The sequence below is a fragment of the Paraburkholderia sp. MM5482-R2 genome, from assembly GCF_050436125.1.
GTDB lineage: Bacteria > Pseudomonadota > Gammaproteobacteria > Burkholderiales > Burkholderiaceae > Paraburkholderia > Paraburkholderia tuberum.
This window is the reverse complement of the sequence record NZ_JBNDLP010000003.1, coordinates 2,395,336-2,413,123: the sequence shown is the minus strand read 5'-3', so window position 1 is coordinate 2,413,123 and position 17,788 is coordinate 2,395,336. Positions and strand designations below refer to the sequence as shown.

Sequence of the window (17,788 nt, the reverse complement as noted above, 5' to 3'; positions counted from 1 at the left end):
GCAGGCGATCAGTTCGAGTTGCAGCGACCCTGTTTGACAAGGAGCGAAAGCCGTTCGCCGTCGCTGTTTACGAGTTACCGGTCACCATTATCACTGCCGCCCTAGGGGAGAGTGGGCTTGACGGCTCTCTTATGCTCTTCGCGCGCAATGGACAGGTTATCACTTCATTTTCGCGTCAACCGGTCGACCCGAAGGCGTTGGATACCGCGCGTGCTTTAGGTGTCGCAGGAATTGTCGAGCCGACAGGCAGGATCTTTCGTGACGGCCACATGCTGTTTGGCTGGCCAATCGGCGAGACTGGCGCAACGCTCGTGTATGCGCAGTCGTGGCGCTCGATTGCCCGGGCACTGACTGGTCAGATTGGAACGTCGGCCGCGACGACTGGAGTGATCCTCCTCGTGGTGTGGTCGCTGATTCTACTGTTCAACCGGCGCGTGTTCCTGCCTGTTCTTGAGCGCTCCCGACGCGTGTTCGAGAGCGAGCACCTGAGCCGCGCGCTGATCGAGACGGCACCGGTAGGGCTGGGGCTGATTGCCGTGGAGAGCGGTAAGCCGTTGTTGCGCAGTCCGACGATGATCGAGGCCGCGGCGCGGGTGGTCCTGCCGGCGGCACGGACACTTTCGGCAGAACTGGTTCACCGTCACCGGCAACGCGCAGATGTAAGCGGTGTAACCGGTACAAACAGCATGGCGCACGAGGCGTGGTCGCTGCCGACACGCGAGGGTGGGACGATGGATCTCTCGGTGAGTGTCGTGCCGGCGCGCTACCAGGGCGAGGACGTGCTGGTGACGGCGTTCACGGACGTGACGGTGGAAAAGCGCCTCAATCGGCAACTGCGGGAAGCAAAGCAGGCGGCGGACTCGGCCAATGCCGCGAAATCCGCTTTCCTGGCGGCGATGAGCCATGAGATCCGCACACCGCTCAACGCGATCCTGGGGAATCTCGAGCTGCTGTCGCACTCGCAGCTCGATGCGCTGCAGCGTGACCGGCTGAAAACGATCCGGGGTTCATCGGACGGACTGCTTGCAATCGTGAGCGACGTGCTGGATTTCTCGAAGATCGAGGCCGGTGAGATGACGCTCGAGCGGATCGTGTTCGACGCGCAGGAGGTGGCCTCGCGGGCTCTGACGATGTTCGGGCCGGTGGCGCGGGCGAAGGGCGTGAGGTTGTCGGGCGAATTTGGCACATCGACCACTCAACCGATGCAGGGCGATCCGACGAGGCTTGGCCAGGTGATGAACAATTTGCTGTCGAACGCCATCAAGTTTGCCGGGCACGGAGAGGTGACATTGAGACTGTCGGCGGAAGCGGGCGGTGATAATCAGCCAGAGCTTGTGATCGAAGTTGAAGACAGCGGGATCGGGATATCGCCGGAGCAGCAGGCGATGCTGTTCCGCGCGTTCAGCCAGGCGGATACGACGATCAACCGTCGCTTCGGTGGCACCGGTCTGGGGCTGGCATTATGCGCGCGGCTGACGGATGCGATGGGAGGGACGATCGCAGTGCACAGCGTGCCCGGCGAGGGCAGCCTCTTTACGGTGCGGGTGCCGCTGGGCGACTGTCACGGCGAGCCTGGGCTGGATATGCCGCACTTCGAGGGCGAGCTGGTGCTGTTCGTCGCGGCGGCGGACACCTGGCACGCGTATGCGGTGCCGGCACTGGAGGCCTGGGGGCTGAAGGTACAGGCGTATCGTCATCCTGCGCAACTCGATCTGGAGACGCTGGAGGAGGCGGATACCCTGATTGTCTGCGGCGAGCACGACACCTGGCATGCGGACGACGTCCGTCGTCTTCTGGAAGCGTCGTCCTGGATGATTGACTGCAGCGCGGAAGGACCGGCGTATCCCGTAGCGACGGGACGGGCGGTGAAGGTCTCAAGCTATGGTCTGAAAGGGCTGGCGGCGGCGCTACGCCATACCTTGCAGGGCATGCCGCTGGAGGCGGGCAAAGAGACACAGCGGGGATTGTCGCGCCGGCTGAAGGTGCTGGTGGCGGAAGACAACGCGGTGAACCGGGAACTGTTCAGCGAGCAGTTGAAGATGCTCGGGTGTGAGCCGCAGGTGGCGGAAGACGGGCTGCAGGCGCTGGAACGTCTCTCACGGGAGCGCTTCGATGTGCTGGTGACCGATCTGGCGATGCCGGTGCTGGACGGTTATGGGCTCGTGCGAGAGGCACAGGCACGCTGGCCAGAAATGCCGATCGTGGTGGCGACGGCGAGCGTGTCGCAGGAGGAGCGAGCGCGTTGCGAGGCGGCCGGGGTAATGCGGGTAGTGGCCAAGCCACTGCAGCTGGACGAGCTGTCGGCAACGCTGTCGGAGGTGACCGGCGTGCCGGGTGTGGCGGTGCAGGCGGAGGAACAGGAACAGGAAAGGAAACGTGATGGGATGCTGGGCGGCCGTGCAATGCCAGCCCACGTGCGGGCTACATTCCTGAAATCGTGCGAAGAGGCGCTGGCGGCGATCCATGCCGCGTACGATGCCGGCGACGCGGCCCGGATACTCGCCGAGTTGCATTCGTTGCGGGGCGCGCTAAATGTGTTTGGATACCGCACGCTTGCAGAGCAGTGCGCTCAAATGGAAGTCGCGATATCGAAGGAGGGTGTCGGGGCGACGCAGGACATGATTGATGCTTTCGATAGCCAGTTGAGTGCCACTATCCTGACTTGATCCACTTGAAGTTTCAAGGCCTTCATCGTCGGCGCGCTGCACAGCTTCTTCATCCGTGTATTCCTGATGCCGCAGCCGCCATAAGCCTGCACGCAGGCCGCTCTCGCCGGTTTATTGCATCGCGCGGGGCCAGGATGAAAGACGGTGTGCGTCGCACAAACATTCGTGCAGTCATGCTACTCGTTGGCACGATTAGTAATACTGGTCATATTGACATTTGTTGGGATCATATTCTATGTAGCGACGCAATCCGGATTCGTGCTTCTTGAGCAAGGTTCTTGCTGGAAAAACGCGGGCAGACATGCTAAGGTTAACTTCGAAAAGGAGTGGTAGTTCAGTTGGTTAGAATACCGGCCTGTCACGCCGGGGGTCGCGGGTTCGAGTCCCGTCCACTCCGCCAACATCTCAAGAAAGTCGTCAACCTTTTCGCGGGCTACTTAAGTGCCCAAACGCGTCGAGACTCATCACGTTTCGACGTAGGGCATCGTCGGTTCTGTTGTATCTGCTACGCAGGCAGCGAGGTTGCAACGTGCCGGGCGGGAATAGCTGATCGGATCGTCAAGGTGCCTCCACTATCCCCCTGCTGACCATCATTCCGTACCTCTGTCGCTTGCCCCGATCGGGGCTGCGATACCCAAGAGCCCACGCCCCGCAACACAACACGCTGCCACGGCCGCCATTTCGTATGCCGGCGATTGACGGAGCAGACGGTGAATCCGGTTGTGGCGATGGCGGCGTTGCACAGACATCCGCCCAACATTCCTACCTGTCGGGCAGATGAGTGGTCCTCATCGTTGCACAACCCGTCCCTGTGTCTGCTCCACTATTTAATGCTTATCGCGCGGTCTGGTTGCGGAACAGCCAGCGTCCATTCCGTTCTTTCGCGTGATGTGGCTGCTGCCTGATCTCGACCGTGATACCGCGGCCCCGTGCATCGACGACGAACGCGTCGATCAGGTCGCGCACATCGTGATCGATGTAGTCGGCACGGGTCGTGTCGATGATAACGGCCGATTGGTCAGGAATCTGCCGCAGGTAGTGCTTGACCTTCACCTTGCCGACAAATGACACATCCTTGCGGAAAGACAGCAGGTAGTGGTCGTCTTGCTGCGCAAACATAACGGGACCACGCAAATTCGCACACGCGACCATGAGGACAACGACCGCGAGTCCGAGCGCGATGCCGAACAGGAGATCCACGGCGAGCACGCCGATTATCGTCGCGATGGACGGTGCGAATGCACCTGGTCCCTGTTTCGCAACGGACAGGAACAAACTCGGTTTGGCGAGCTTGATGCCGGTATGGATGAGGATCGCGGCAAGACTTGCCAGGGGATCTGGTTAATCAGGCCGGCGAGTGCAAACACGCTGACTAGCAGCAGTATGCCGTGCACGATGGCGGACACGCGGCTCTGTGCACCTGCATTGACGTTCGCCGAGCTGCGCACGATTACCGACGTGATCGGCAGGCCGCCTATTGCTCCTGCAATCAGATTGCCCACGCCTTGCGCTTTCAGCTCCCGGTCTGGCAGAGTCGGGCGGCGCCTCGGATCGATCTGTTCGACGGCTTCCAGGCTCAGCAGCGTCTCGAGACTTCCGACGACCGCCAGCGTCAACGCGACGCGCCAGATGTCGGGGTTCAGTAGTTGGGCGAAATTCGGCCCGAGATCAGCGCTCTTGATTGCGGCGCTGAGAGCAGCAATCGAGGCGAGCTCGGGCAGGGCGACACGGTGTTCGGAGGGCGAGGCGAGGCTTGGGGACAGCATGTCAAGCAACAGCGTCGCGGCAATGCCGAGGAGCACAACGGCGAGCGGCGCAGGGACTAGGCGCACAAGCCTGAAGCGTCGCAGCGCTCGGGTTTCCCAACTGGCTAGCAGGACGAGTGACACCGTCGCGACGGCGAAGGCGGTTAGTGCGCGGAGGCTGAATGGCATGTTGCCGACGGGCGTATCAAGGTCACCTGCCATGCCTAACGCGAACGGCACCTGCTTGACGATCAGCAATATGCCAATGGCGGCAAGCATACCCTTGATAACGGGCGAAGGCACATATGCGGCCACTCGGCCTGCCTTCACCATTCCGAAGCCAAATTGAATGACGCCGGATAGTAGCACGGCGAGCAGAAAGGCCGAGAAGCTGCCGAGGCGCGCAATGCCTTCGACGACGATGACGACGAGGCCCGCCGCCGGTCCACTGACGGAGAGTGGCGAGCCGCTCAGAAGCGCGACGACGAGGCCGCCGATGATGCCGGACACAAGGTCTGCGAAGGGCTCAACATCAGATGCATTGGTAATACCCAGGCACAGCGGCAGCGCGACAAGAAAGACAACGACACCCGCAATCAGGTCGCGTGGGAGCGTTGAGAGTGATGCTCGTAGATTCATGATGGACGGAAAAGAGGAGGGTGATTTGGAGGGCGATTCATTGTGGTGGATCAGCCTGCGTTCTTATGTGGTGTGTCCTGGTGGGTGCTACCTGCGGAATAGCCAGAGTCGAATTCCTCGATGCGGCCATCGGTGAGAGAAAAGATCCAGCCGTGCACTAGCGGGGCGGGGACGCTGTCACGGATGATCGTCGTGTCACGCAGCAACCTTACCTGTTCGAGCACGTTGAACTCGGAGAGCCGGTCGGCCGCCCGGTCGCTCGGTTCGCAGTCGAGCTCTGCGCAATGCCGGTGGGCAAGCACGCGAAGTGGTGCGATGTGGCGGTTGACGTGCGGCATTCCGGAAGAGGGCGGTAGGAGAGAGATGCGCGTACACCGCCGCAGCCGTAGTGCCCGCAAACGATCACGTGCTCGACCATCAGCGCGCGCACGGCATACTCGAGCACGCTCGCGTAACTATTGTCGTTCGGATGAAAAAGGTTGGCGACGTTGCGATGGACAAACAGCTCGCCCCCGGCGCACTGTGGGTGATGGCTTCAGCAGGCACCCGACTGTCGGAGCAGCCTATCCAGAGCACACGGGGATTTTGGCCGAGCGACAGGGTGGTGAAGAAATCTGGCGCGCATTCAGCGGTTTCTCGCGCCCATACGATATTGGCGAGAAGCATGCTCTTGGGACGATGCATTGCCACTAACTCCCTGATCAGGTAAAGCCTGGTCGCGAGGTGGACCCTTTGAACACAGGCTATGCAAAATGAAACGAGTTCATCGCGCGTATCGACCAGGGCATGATCCAATCGATAGTCATGCAGATGAAAACAAGAGAAGAATTGGTCTGACAAGAACGTCTCACATCAGGTTCAATGAGCGAGAGAAAGAGCTGGCATTTTTTCTGCCTGCAATATTTTTCAGAATCACAGTGCGGGCGTTTGACCAACTTGTACGGTAACCACGATGTTTTTGAAGACCCGGAATCTTCGAGCGATGTGGAATTGAGGAATTGTCAAATTGCCAGAATGACGTGAATGAGAAAGTGAGTGACTTTAGTCATACTAATCTAGTAGAAAAAGCGATCCAGAATCGGATTTCCGGTTGCAGCTTCTTGCGCCTCGAAGACACCCTTGGGTCTTCACCGACCAGCGTCGCACCGTTTCGTATGTGAATTCCATCCGTCCCAGCAATATCCGACTGACGCTCTCGCCGCCCGAAGCTCGTTGAAAACGAACCACTCCGTCGTCGGATCATACGGACGGCAATGGGCTATCTCCAGATATATCCCGTTGGTTTTTCGGATCAGTCAGACAGTTTGGTGGATTGAATGAGGCTAGTAAGATGGCCGCCCTCGATGGCCGCCGTTACATTAAGCATTCCAAAATTCGATTCATAAATGCAGTTGACCGATCGAGCGAGCAATGAAAATAAAGCTGATACTTGCAGACGACCACCCGGCATTAATCACTGGCGTGAAATACGAACTATCCAGAGTCCATACTCTCAGCGTCCTTGGGACGGCGCAGGATTCGACGGAAATCGTCAATTTTCTGTCAAATGTCGAATGTGACATTCTCATCACAGACTACTCCATGCCTAGGGGAGAATACGGTGACGGGATGGCCATGCTTTCGTTCTTAAAGCGCCGCTATCCCGACCTTAAGATAATCGTCTTCACCACGATCGACAATTTCGCCATTGCTTCCAAGATGCGGAAAATTGGTATCCAATCCGTACTGAACAAATCGAAAGATGTTGACTATCTGATTACCGCCATACATGCAGTTCACGCGGGTGCAACCTACTTTTCACCGACTTCACGCGAGCAACCCGGAAGAGTCGGCCCAACGCAAGCCATACCGCCGCGCAATCTTTCGGGGCGGGAAGCCGAGGTTGTACGTCTGTACGTGTCCGGCGTCACGATTAACGAAATAGCCGCCCAGTTGAATCGGACGAAGCAGACAGTGAGCGCACAGAAAAGGGCGGCGATGCGCAAGCTGGGCATAGAACGTGACGCTGATTTATTCAGGTTTGCATATGAAAGCGGATTTTCGGCCTCCGCGGTTCACGCAGAGGATATCGACGCGAATGTCAGGTTATACCCAAATACGGGTGTCTAATCGTCAGCCAATGCCTGGTACTATTTAGAAGTAACTGGACTGCCATGACCGGTAGGTGACATCCGTTCGGCAGCGACTACTGGCGCACATAATGACGACGCGTCGTGCGTGATGTGATGCTCGCTGCGGTCGAGCGACGCTTCGGAGCGACCCAGGCGGGTGCGGCCGTCGAACGGCTGTCGGACAACGGCGCTGCCTACATCGACCATCGCACGCGCAGCTTCGCTCGCGGGTTCCGGCGAACTGCTGCGCCATCAACCTAACGGTGTCCACTTCCTGAGTTACAGGAGCAACTCCCAGCCTCTTTCTATGCGCCGCCACAACACCAAAAACAAATTTATGACGAGTCCGACTGGTGTAAAAGAAAAATAACACCCGTCGCATTTCCGTCGATACTCAGAAAAATAGAATGTATGAAAGGCGTTGGTTGATGCTATTTGCATAGCAAGTGCTTTTATTCCAGCATGAATATTCCGAGTGCGATCTGAATTCATAAAACTCACGGCAATGAAGGGTTTTGGATTGTGCACGTGGAGTCGCGACTCAGACGAGATGGCGCGAAAAACTGTCTTTCCGATAGATCGCGAGGTAGTAAAGTGCAAGGAATAATCGATATTATTGTGGCCGATGACCACCCTGTCGTATTATCGGGTGTCAGAATGGTACTGAGCGGACATACTGATTTAAGAATGGTAGCGACTGCGTGCGACTCGACTGAGGTTGTTGAACGTCTTGCTCGCGTGCCCTGCAACGTACTCGTCACTGACGACGCGATGCCCGGAGGCGAATACGGCGACGGAGTTCCCTATCTGGCGTTCTTGAGAAAGTGTTTTCCGGATTTGAAGATCATCGTATTCAGTATGAATGGCGACCCTGATCTTCGACGGTCGCTCGCGCGGATTGGAGTACATTCCCTTATTCTAAAGAGTGCTGACGTCGGCGAGCTTGTATCGGCAATACGCGGTGCGTTCTCGGGTAACCTTTGCAACTTCAGTTAGCAACGTTTGGCTGTTATTTTTGTTGAGTTCTGGTTGATTTTTTCAGGGCGATGTAAGTCTTTCCCTTCTTCGGCAGTTTTACAACTTGCGATGTAGTGTGAAGATCAAAGGAAATCGAAATGTCGAATAACAAAGAGGCCGCAACTGTTCAGGCGCTACTCGCGTTCGTCAATCTCCAAAAGAATGAAGAGCGCGAATTTATAGTAACAATGAACCTCCTGCTTCGAGCCTCTCCAAAAGGACGGCGGGAAATCATTGCCCAACTTCAGGGGAAAACTTTGGTGAACTCTGATGTTCCCGGAAGGCTATAGGCATTGTTGTCGCTGGCCCGGCGCGGCGAATACAACGGTTTGATAGCCGTTATCGACGGCAAACAGCATCAAGCAGACGATTGATTGAGCGGCTCCGCGCGATAAGCCTCGTTCGTATGGGCGTCGTCAAAGGTGGCAAATTCATTCTTCACGCGCTCGCCGGCTGAGGCCCGCAAATACCTGGGCACGACATTGGCGATTTACCGAAGAAAACCCGGCGCACTTTGCGCCACGAGACGCGCAACGGCTCATCCGCCACGTTTCCAAAGTATTTGGGCGTAGATTAATTTCTCTCAAGGCTTGACGCTGCCAGCGCATGGCACGGAAGGTTTCGGGCCCGCACCACCGTGAGATGTGAAACGGGAATCGAACCGACCAGCGACCGCAGTCCGTCCTCTATTCCGTTGCGCTCGAGCGACGTTGTCAGTTGCTGAGGTCGTCGCGAAGATGGCGAGAAGAAGAAATCAAAATCGCGGCTTCACGATCACCGTTTGTCCGCTGACGTCATCGGTGCGCGATTAATGGGACGGACGCTCGAGTGTCTCGACACTATTCATCTGAGCCAAGCGATAGCCATAACCGTAAACCGCTGCGAGCCGATAACCGTTTTCCGGGCGCAGATTGAGCTTGGCACGTAGTACCGACACGTGCGTGTCAATTGTCCGCGACGAGATTTCGGCGATCTGATTCCAGATTACATCGCGAATGTGGGCGCGAGACAACGGTCGGCCCAAGTGTTGGAACAGCAGCAGTGCAAGTTCGAATTCCTTTTGGGTCAGCGCAGCAGCGGTACCCTTAAGCAGCGCCTGCTTCGCAATCAGATCGAAGTCGTAATCTCCATAGACTTCGCGCCCAGCAGCACTGATCTGATAGGTGCGTCGCAACAGCGAACTGACGCGCGCGAGCAGGACACTTCCAGGGACCGGCTTGACGACGTAATCGTCGGCTCCGTGATTAAGTATTGACGCGATATCCGCTTCACTGCTGCGGCTCGTCATGAACAGAACAGGAAGTCGTTCAGAGAGGCTACCTCGAACCCAGCACAAGATCTCCTTGCCCGACATGTCAGGCACGTTCCAGTCGAGTATGAGTAGATCAAAGGTCTGCCGTCTCAGTTGCCGTGCCAGTTCCCGGCCAGAGGAAAACGTGTGGCAGATATGCCCTGCCGGCGATAACGTCTGAGAGCAAAAGTCGGTTTGTGCCTGATCGTCGTCTAGGACAGCAATTCTCATAGAATCCTCAAAAGTATTGTCAAGTTGTCGTTCAGCGCGAGTTCTCTAATGGACTGCCCGCATCATCGATGCCTCTTCGTAAAATGGCCCCAAAAAAAAGCGCATTTTCGTGATAGGTATTGATAAATTAATAATGAAAATTACAAAGGCACTGATGAAATCATTAGCTAGTTCGTAGTCGATCGGGTGCTATATCGACATGCTTTTACTGCAGTAGGGTTGTTGCGAATCACGGGAGTTCCTTTTGCGGACGATGCAGATGCCACCGCGGATCCCGGTTCATTCCCGTCTTGATGGTCGGTTAGATCTTGCCGAGCGCGTTAGTCTTGACGTCCCTGGTTGGGCGTCTCGTCTGGGATTAGGCTCCTGAAAATAGCTCGCCAGCCGGATCAACCGCAGACGCGTTGCTTGGTCGGCGGCAAACATCTTGATAGCAGCAGACCGATGCGGCCCGGATGGCCGTCGACCATCTAGTAGATCTTGCGCGTGAGCTGTTTGAGAAACCGCTTCGTGAGTTCGATGAAGGCGGCATTCCTGAGAATTTCATCGAAGATCATGAAATTCAACTCGCCGCGGTTGGTGATCGCCGAAATCATGTTGTACCTTGAAGGGCTTTTCGGCCGCACGCACCAGCGTCTCGCCTTGCGGGGCAAAACTAGTACCGTTCACACGGTTGCTGTGCAAACCCGTTTCTTCGTTCCAATAGATCCCATGCGCGCATTCGTGGCAAGTGGGGAGGTCCACTGCATAGACCGTAAATTGTTCAGCGCGACCGGGGCTACAGTTCTGAGAATCATCGACAGCGCCTGTAAAAACATGGCGTCACGCCGGCGTTCGCAAAAATCGGTTCGCCACACGGCAGTGGTCTCGGAGAAACGCATTGGCCAGTCGAACGATCGATTGCGTGGCTTCGCTCGTTTTGACGCCTGAAGATTCGCTACGAACGATACGCCCATATCCCATGAAGATTTCCTTTCTCTCGCCTGCGATTTGATGTGTTGAGCGTGTCTCAAGCCGATGTTTAACTAATTTCGAAACAGCTTCTAACGGTAGAACTTGTCATCGCAAAGGCGAGAGCGGTCGTCTCCGGCATGTCTATGCCGATGAGCTGTATTCGTCGCGGTCTGTCAATGCAAGCGCCATCGCCGAGTTAGCCGCGAGGGACGGCAGATGTGATCCGTGCATGCCCGTGCGCCCTTCCGAATCAGTTTTCACGATTCACGGCATTCAGCCAATATGACACGTATGAATTTTGGGGCTCTGGCGAATTAGAAGAGGCCCGTATTGGACTTTCTGTCAACGCGTGGCTTAACCGCCCAGATCGGGCGGAAACTTGCCACCCTTTGCGGCCAGCGTCGCCGTCACCTCGCTATGCAGCCAGATGTTCACGCTCGCCGAGTCATTCAAGTGTCCGGAATACTTCAGATCCTGCGTCAGCTGTTTGCGATATTCAACGCTTCGGTGCCGGATCAGGAGCAGGCTCAACTGTCGGCGTCCTCGCGTCGGGCTTTGCCTCGTGGAACAGCTTGTTCACGATGTCACCGAACATGCCCAATTTTTTCCCATGAGTGGAAATTGGCCTGTTGGCAAACCCGTCGGCGTCATGAATCGCGCGGGGATCAGCCCGGCAAGTTGGATGCACTAGCTTGCGCCGGCGATCCCGAGAAGAACAACCGATAAAAGCGAGGAGGTATAAGGCGCGCCGCTTTACAAGTCCGAAATTGCATGCCTCCGGTCAAAGCAAATTTGGCGGGCGAAGAGTCGAATCTCCATGAACCTCTGGCGCTCGCCTGAGGTCGTCGAGCTTCGCGATTGTGCCGTGCGCGGGGGCGATGCGACTCGCTGCCGCAGGTCGATACTTATGGCGACAGAGTTCTTTCGGATTGGTCACATAGGGCGAAATGGGGCGCCGCCTTACTCTATCTCTATTGCATTAACCCTTTTAGGACTCGCATGTAGATAGCGAAGGGACCCTTTCCAACGGTTTCTGACCGGATTGTGTAGCGCGGAAGGGTACCCAGACTGTTGGATTTTCGCTCTGTCCCGTTTCCGCCCGCTGCCGCGCGTTTCAAGCACTGTCATTTACGCCTGCAGCCCTCTATTTTGACTGCGAGGTTTTGACATGATGTCGTTCCACTTTCTAGGTAACACCTTCCCCAAGACGCAAGCCATTGCCATCGAAGTGGGCAATTCTATTCGTTCCAGATGTAAATCTCCAGCGAGTTCCATCGCGGGTGCAGGAGTGCTGTGTGGCATGGTCGCGATTCTCGGCCTATCAGTTTCGACTGCAGCACCAGAAATATTCAATCGCGTGAAGGCATCCAGCGCGATCTGGTCCGGCCTTGGGGTGACCGTGCCGGCTGCGCAACCCGTCGAGCGACCTCGGCAGATGTCCGAAGGTTCGGCCGATATTGCCGGCAAGTTCAGCGGGTTCGTTGGCGAGGCTCAAAATAGTCCGCTATCTGGCGCTGTGCCGCTTGTCGTGCCGGAGGCCGAAATCGGGTCATACGCTGGGCGGATCGAAGGCAACTTGCACGATACTCTGGTGCGGGCCGACGTGCCTGTCGAGATACGGGAACAGATTGCACGTATTTTCGCCTCCCGGCTCGACGTTGCGGCGCCCGCGCAGAAGGGCGACACCTATCGCGTTTTCCATGGGCGCGATGCCGCGGCGCCACAGCGCAGGCGCGTGACGGCCGTCGAACTCCGCTCAGGCGCTAAGGTCTACCAGGCCGTGTGGTTTGTCGCACCGGGGCACGCCAACGGGGACTATTATTCATTCGACGGACGGCGGCTTGCCGCTGAACCCTTTTCGATGCCGCTCGATTACGTTAGGGTCAGTTCGACTTTCGGCAATCGTGTCCATCCGGTCGGCGGCAAGCAGCATTTTCACACCGGCGTGGACTTTAGCGCGCCGAAGGGGACGCCCGTAGTGGCGGCCGCTTCGGGAACCGTGAAGTTCGTAGGCAACGAAAGCGGATATGGGCAGTACGTTGTGCTCAATCATCCACAAGGCTATACGACGTATTACGCACATCTGTCTAGCTTCGCCCGCGATTTGCGCGTTGGCGCGTCCGTGACTGAAGGACAACGACTCGGCGCAGTAGGCAGCACCGGCAGGTCCACGGGACCTCACCTGCATTTCGAGGTGCGGCGGAACAATCACCCTACCGATCCACTCGCATTGACGAGCCGAACTGGCGCTTCGCCGCTTACGGCCAGTCAGCGCATCGCGTTCGACGGTATGACGGGCGCCATGCGTGAGCAACTGGCGGCGTTAACGGTCGACGCCCCGACGGTCAGGACAGCATCGAACGCCGGACGCACGCTGAACCACGCAGAGAATCCTAAAGACTCGTTGGTCTGAGTTACGACACTATGCTTCTCTGGATGAGTTCGGTCGCTTCGCGCTCGGTGAGTCTCGCGTGCTTCAGTCGATATTTTCCGTGACTGGCATGTCAACTTGCCGAATGACGTGCATGCGAAATCGCATGACATAAGTTTGGCTCACCTGGTTGGCAAGGCGATCCGGAATCGGATTTCCGGTTGCAGCTTCTTACGCCTCGCAGGCCTCCTTGCGTGTCTGCCGCTTCTGTTGCGCGTTCGCGCTGTACCGGCAGCGTTTGAACCGATTGCTCACCTGAGCATGAGCCGACGCGAATCGCGTCAGATAGCGCGCTGATTTGAAGCGTGCAATACTTTTTCGCGCACTCGCGTCGGCTGGTGCGAGTACATCCGGTACCGCGCCAGGCTGGTCCATCGCACGCTACGGCGGGTACTGCTTGCCGTCGATCGTGATCACCACTTCGTTGAGGTGCCACCTGTTGGCCCGGTCCAACGCGATGGAACGGATGCGTCGAGCAATGGCAAGCCCGAACTTCACCGATCAGCGTCGCACCGTTTCGTACGTGAGCTCAATGCCGCGCGCAGCCAGCGATTCTCTGGCTATGCGCAAGTATCGCCACACCGCCTAGCCAATCACGTCGCACGGAAATCGGTAGCCGGCATAAGAAATGACGTCTGTGGCAGGTGTGTTGTGTTGCTTCTCACCGCGATCCCGTCAACATGCCAGCAACGTGAAGATACCTGCATGGGTGATGCGGCATTTTCGAATGTCGTAAAGACCACGATTCTGAGCTGAGTGCAGGATACTTTCGCAGCAGGAGGGCTAAAAACCTCAAGCCGTCACCGTACTATCCCCACGGCATCGCGTATTCCGTGACGAGGATGTCGCAAGAGGAAGCGTCTAGCGACTTGCCTGGTTCGCCTGAGTCCTTCGCCGTACCTAAAACGTCTAGTGGGAGGGCTACAGCCAGTTATTGCTTAATGCCGAAAAAGCACCGCGGGATGATCGTCAGCGAGCACGATGCGGGATCTTCATTGCGCTCAATACAGCCTGCACAGAGATGAGTGAGGCAGGGGTGAAGAACCACTGTTGGCAAAAATGTTCGCGACTACTGACTCGTCCGAACCTACTCGCGAAGCCTTGACTCACACTCAGTGCGCACGCCGGCACGTTGACGGGTCTGATTATTATTTGCTTTCGCATCGCATGGGTCTGATTTGTGGGGGCGGCTGATCGGATCCGCTCTCGCGCCGCGATAATCGTTTTGGTCCGGTGCGCTATGTCAGTGTGATTGTCAAAGGTGCATCGACAGTCTCCAGAACGAACCGGTGCCGCCATGTCCTCCGCTCCACAGAATGATGCCTTGAACCAGTTGCAGCGCTACAAGAAGCTGCTGGTGTTCGGTGGTGGATTGGTGACCACGATCATGATGCTTTTCGCTTTCACGCTCGCGGCGTTGTCGGCGGTACGCGGGCAGGTTGCAGCCGAGCGGCAGAACTTCCTCGTCGATCGCAACCTCGTCATGAGCGAAGTCAACTCGAGCGAAGCATTGTTCCGCTCCGCGCTAGTCAGCGCGGAGCTGGCGTGGCAGGACGCGGATCAGGTCGATCTCGAGCTAATCACGCGATTTCGCAGTCAGGGGTACGCATTCGTGCCATTGCCCATGTCCACGGCACAACCGCCGTTGTTGTTCGACATGCCAGGTAAATCCCTGACCCACGATGAACGCCGTCGCTATCTTGGTCTCACTGCACAACTCGGCCGTGTCAGCGCAGTAAATTCATTGGTGCGGGGCCAGCAGGCGAGCCGCTATTTCTATGGTGCGCGGCACAATATTGCCGGAATTCTGTCTGCGCCCTTGCCCCCCCAGGCAGCGATGGCCGGGACGTCTGCCGGCCGTGCGCATTTGATTGCGGATCTGGGGGATGGGCTGGATGGTCTGGCCGGCATCCATGCGGGCGAGCAACCCGATAATCGTCGGCCCGTATCCTGGATGCTGCCTGCTATCAGTCCCTTGACGGGAAAAATGGCGATTCGCATCGCCGCGCCGGTGTTCTCAGACGGATCACCGTTTGCGATCCTCGTGACGGAATACGACCCGGAGATCTTGACAGCACCTTTGACCGTTGGCGGGTTCGATGGCACGTATATGGTCGTGTCAGAGAAAGGAGAAATAGTAGCGAGCACAGCCTGGAATGAGCAGGCCCCTGCATTGATTGATCGCGTTCGGGCGTTAGGTGTCGCGGGAGCGACCGGCAGCATGCAACGCGAAACCTGGCGGGACGGTGTATTCACGATTGCGGATCGTCTTGGCGATACGGGCTGGGTGCTTGTCTATGTATTTACATGGCGCGACGTTGTTGCGGGCATCGGCAAACAGATCGGTATCGGTGCTGTGCTCACGCTTGCGACGCTTGCCGTCGTATGGGGGTTTCTGATCTATCTCAAGCAACGCGTTTTCCGGCCGGCAATTGAGCGATCGCGACGGGTGTTCGAGAGTGAGCACCTAAGCCGCATGCTGGTCGAAACGGCGCCAGTGGGGCTGGGGCTGATCGCAGTGGAGAGCGGAAAGGCGCTATTGCGTAGCCCGACGATGATTGACGCTGCGGCGCGGGTAGTCGTGCCGACCGAGACGCTGTCGGCGGAATTGGTTCGACGTCACCGGGAGCGCGGCGGGGCAACGGGGGCGAACGGCATGCTGCACGAGGAACTGACGCTCCCTACGCGCGAGGGCGGGGCGATGGACCTCTCGGTGAGCGTTGTGCCGGCGCGCTACCAGGGACAGGACGTGCTTGTGACGGCGTTCACGGACATCACGGCGGGAAAGCGTCTGGAGCGGCAGCTACGTGACGCGAAGCAGGCGGCCGACTCCGCCAACGCGGCGAAATCGGCGTTCCTTGCGGCGATGAGCCATGAGATCCGCACGCCGCTGAATGCAATCATGGGAAATCTGGAACTGCTGTCGCGCTCGCAACTGGATGCGTTGCAGCGCGACCGTCTGACGACGATCCGGGCCTCGGCGGACGGACTGCTTGAGGTCGTCAGTGATGTGCTGGACTTCTCGAGGAGCGAGGCCGGCGAGATGAGACTGGAGCGGATCGCATTCGACGCGCAGGAGGTGGCGTCTCGGGCGCTGTTGATGTTCGGACCGCTGGCGCGCGCAAAGGGCGTGAGGCTGTCGGGCGTGTTCGGAACGTCGCCGGTGCTGCCGATGCAGGGTGATCCGACTCGGCTTGGCCAGGTGATGAACAACCTGCTGGCGAATGCCATCAAGTTTACGGCGTATGGGGAGGTGACGCTGCGGTTGTCGGTGGAGGCGGGCGTGGACGATCAGGACGCGATGTTGACGATCGAGGTGGAAGACAGCGGGATCGGGATGTCGTCGGAACAGCAGGCGCTTCTGTTCCAGGCGTTCAGCCAGACGGATGCAACGATCAACCGTCGCTTTGGCGGCACGGGACTTGGCCTCGCGTTGTGCGCGCGGCTGATCGATGCGATGGGCGGTACGATCGCCGTGCGCAGCGAGCCAGGTCAGGGCAGCTGCTTTACGGCGCGGGTGCCGCTGGGCGAGAGCGAAGGCGAGTCGGACATGCCGCGTTTCGCGGGAGAGCGGATACTGTTCGTGGCTGCGGCGGACGCTTGGCACACGTATGCAGTGGCAGCGCTGGAGGCGTGGGGGCTGCAGGTGCAGGCATACCGGCATCCGGCGCAACTTCACCCGGCGATGTTGAACGAGGCGGACGCGCTGATCCTCTGCGGCGAGCGTGACACCTGGCACGCGGATGATGAAAGCGGTTTGTTAGCGGAGTCGTCGTGGGTGATCGACAGTAGTACGGAAGGTCCGGCATATCCGGTAGCGGTAGAGCCGGTAGTCAGGGTCTCGAGCTACAGCCTGAAGGGGCTTGTGGCGGCGTTGCGGTACACCTTGCAAGGCGAGGCGCTCCAGGCGTGCGATGAGACGCAGCAGGTGCTGTCGTCGCGCCGGTTGAAAGTGCTGATCGCGGAGGACAACGCGGTGAACCGTCAACTGTTCGAGGAGCAGTTGAGGATGCTGGGCTGCGAGACGCGGGCGGCAGAAGATGGGCGGCACGCACTGGACTGGCTATCGCGGGAACGCTTTGATGTGCTGCTGACGGATCTGTCGATGCCGGTACTGGACGGCTACGCGCTGGCACGCGAAGCACAGGTGCACTGGCCGGAGATGCCGATTGTGGCGGCCACGGCGAGCGCAACGCTGGAGGTGCGAACGTGGTGCGAGGCGACCGGAATGGCACGCGTGGTGACCAAGCCGCTACAACTGGATGAGTTGTCGGCGGTTCTGTCGGAAGTGACTGGCGTGCCACGCGTGGTGATAGAAGCGGATGGAAGCGAGCCCAGGCGCGACGGCATGCTGGGGGGGCGAGCCGTCCCGGAACAGACGCGTGAAACGTTCCGGAAGTCGTGTGAGGCATCGCTGAGGGTGATCCGTGCGGCACACAATGACGGGGATGCAACCCGGTTGCTGGCTGAGTTGCATTCACTGCGAGGCGCGTTAGCGGTGTTTGGGCATGACGCCCTGGCAGATCAATGCGCCCGGCTGGAAATGACGATATCGAAGGATGGTGTTCAGGTGGCGCAGAAAATGATTGAGACTCTTGGCGCCCGTTTGCGCACCGATGTTCTGACCGACACGAAAACACTGCGTGAAGTTCTTGCGGAGGTATCAGAATCTGAGTGTCCTGAGGTCGGTTGAGAAATCTGAT

The 17,788-nt window shown here is 58.1% G+C and carries 9 protein-coding genes, 1 tRNA gene and 4 pseudogenes; 9 read left to right on the top strand and 5 right to left on the bottom strand.

All coding sequences use genetic code 11. The features are described 5' to 3' along the window. Window positions 1-131: 131 nt before the first annotated feature. Both OKW37_RS33045 and OKW37_RS33040 read left to right on the top strand, forming a co-directional pair. Window positions 132-2,666, top strand: coding sequence for an ATP-binding protein (locus tag OKW37_RS33045; RefSeq protein ID WP_429403431.1), 2,535 nt, complete (start codon window positions 132-134; stop codon window positions 2,664-2,666). A gap of 323 nt (window positions 2,667-2,989) precedes the next feature. Further along, window positions 2,990-3,066: transfer RNA gene (locus OKW37_RS33040), tRNA-Asp, on the top strand. Between the two features lie 434 nt (window positions 3,067-3,500). On the opposite strand, the pseudogene OKW37_RS33035 reads toward OKW37_RS33040, so the two are convergent. Both OKW37_RS33035 and OKW37_RS33030 read right to left on the bottom strand, forming a co-directional pair. After that, window positions 3,501-5,050, bottom strand: a pseudogene (locus tag OKW37_RS33035) (SulP family inorganic anion transporter). A 50-nt stretch (window positions 5,051-5,100) separates the two neighbouring features. Further along, window positions 5,101-5,734 (bottom strand): annotated as a pseudogene (locus OKW37_RS33030) (carbonic anhydrase). A gap of 726 nt (window positions 5,735-6,460) precedes the next feature. Here OKW37_RS33030 and OKW37_RS33025 point away from each other — a divergent pair. The 4 genes and pseudogenes from OKW37_RS33025 to OKW37_RS33010 all read left to right on the top strand — a co-directional run bounded on the left by OKW37_RS33025 (window position 6,461) and on the right by OKW37_RS33010 (window position 8,468). Further along, a complete protein-coding gene (locus OKW37_RS33025) occupies window positions 6,461-7,159 on the top strand; it encodes a response regulator transcription factor (RefSeq protein WP_184065416.1) in 699 nt (232 codons plus the stop codon). 69 nt (window positions 7,160-7,228) lie between these two features. After that, window positions 7,229-7,389 (top strand): annotated as a pseudogene (locus OKW37_RS33020) (IS3 family transposase); the annotation flags it as partial. Window positions 7,390-7,683: 294 nt separating this feature from the next. Then, a complete protein-coding gene (locus tag OKW37_RS33015) occupies window positions 7,684-8,157 on the top strand; it encodes a response regulator (protein WP_409259626.1) in 474 nt (157 codons plus the stop codon). A gap of 119 nt (window positions 8,158-8,276) precedes the next feature. Next, window positions 8,277-8,468, top strand: a complete 192-nt coding sequence (locus OKW37_RS33010) for a hypothetical protein (protein ID WP_184065410.1) — start codon at window positions 8,277-8,279, stop codon at window positions 8,466-8,468. Window positions 8,469-8,986: 518 nt separating this feature from the next. Here the strand turns inward: OKW37_RS33010 and OKW37_RS33005 are convergent. Together OKW37_RS33005 and OKW37_RS33000 are read right to left on the bottom strand one after the other, a co-directional pair. Next, complete coding sequence (locus tag OKW37_RS33005; protein WP_184065405.1) at window positions 8,987-9,700, bottom strand: response regulator transcription factor; 714 nt, start codon at window positions 9,698-9,700, stop codon at window positions 8,987-8,989. A 470-nt stretch (window positions 9,701-10,170) separates the two neighbouring features. Beyond that, window positions 10,171-10,296 carry a hypothetical protein gene (locus tag OKW37_RS33000; RefSeq protein WP_260321391.1) on the bottom strand — a complete coding sequence of 42 codons (126 nt, stop codon included), beginning with the start codon at window positions 10,294-10,296 and terminating at the stop codon, window positions 10,171-10,173. Window positions 10,297-10,419: 123 nt separating this feature from the next. Here OKW37_RS33000 and OKW37_RS32995 point away from each other — a divergent pair. Further along, a pseudogene (locus tag OKW37_RS32995) lies at window positions 10,420-10,702 on the top strand (transposase); the annotation flags it as partial. A gap of 306 nt (window positions 10,703-11,008) precedes the next feature. On the opposite strand, the gene OKW37_RS32990 reads toward OKW37_RS32995, so the two are convergent. After that, window positions 11,009-11,185, bottom strand: a complete 177-nt coding sequence (locus OKW37_RS32990; protein ID WP_409259625.1) for a DUF3597 family protein — start codon at window positions 11,183-11,185, stop codon at window positions 11,009-11,011. 637 nt (window positions 11,186-11,822) lie between these two features. Here OKW37_RS32990 and OKW37_RS32985 point away from each other — a divergent pair. Then, the gene (locus OKW37_RS32985; protein ID WP_260321390.1) at window positions 11,823-13,067 is read left to right on the top strand and encodes a M23 family metallopeptidase; all 1,245 of its coding nucleotides are present in this window, start codon (window positions 11,823-11,825) and stop codon (window positions 13,065-13,067) included. A 1,342-nt stretch (window positions 13,068-14,409) separates the two neighbouring features. Next, window positions 14,410-17,778, top strand: coding sequence for an ATP-binding protein (locus tag OKW37_RS32980; RefSeq protein ID WP_429510025.1), 3,369 nt, complete (start codon window positions 14,410-14,412; stop codon window positions 17,776-17,778). The last annotated feature ends 10 nt before the right edge of the window (window positions 17,779-17,788 follow it).

Coding starts and splice junctions, on each gene's coding strand:
- OKW37_RS32985 (WP_260321390.1), top strand. CDS start 11,823: ATGATGTCGTTCCACTTTCTAGGTAACACCTTCCCCAAGACGCAAGCC.
- OKW37_RS33005 (WP_184065405.1), bottom strand. CDS start 9,700: ATGAGAATTGCTGTCCTAGACGACGATCAGGCACAAACCGACTTTTGC.
- OKW37_RS33045 (WP_429403431.1), top strand. CDS start 132: ATGCTCTTCGCGCGCAATGGACAGGTTATCACTTCATTTTCGCGTCAA.
- OKW37_RS33025 (WP_184065416.1), top strand. CDS start 6,461: ATGAAAATAAAGCTGATACTTGCAGACGACCACCCGGCATTAATCACT.
- OKW37_RS33010 (WP_184065410.1), top strand. CDS start 8,277: ATGTCGAATAACAAAGAGGCCGCAACTGTTCAGGCGCTACTCGCGTTC.
- OKW37_RS33000 (WP_260321391.1), bottom strand. CDS start 10,296: ATGATTTCGGCGATCACCAACCGCGGCGAGTTGAATTTCATGATCTTC.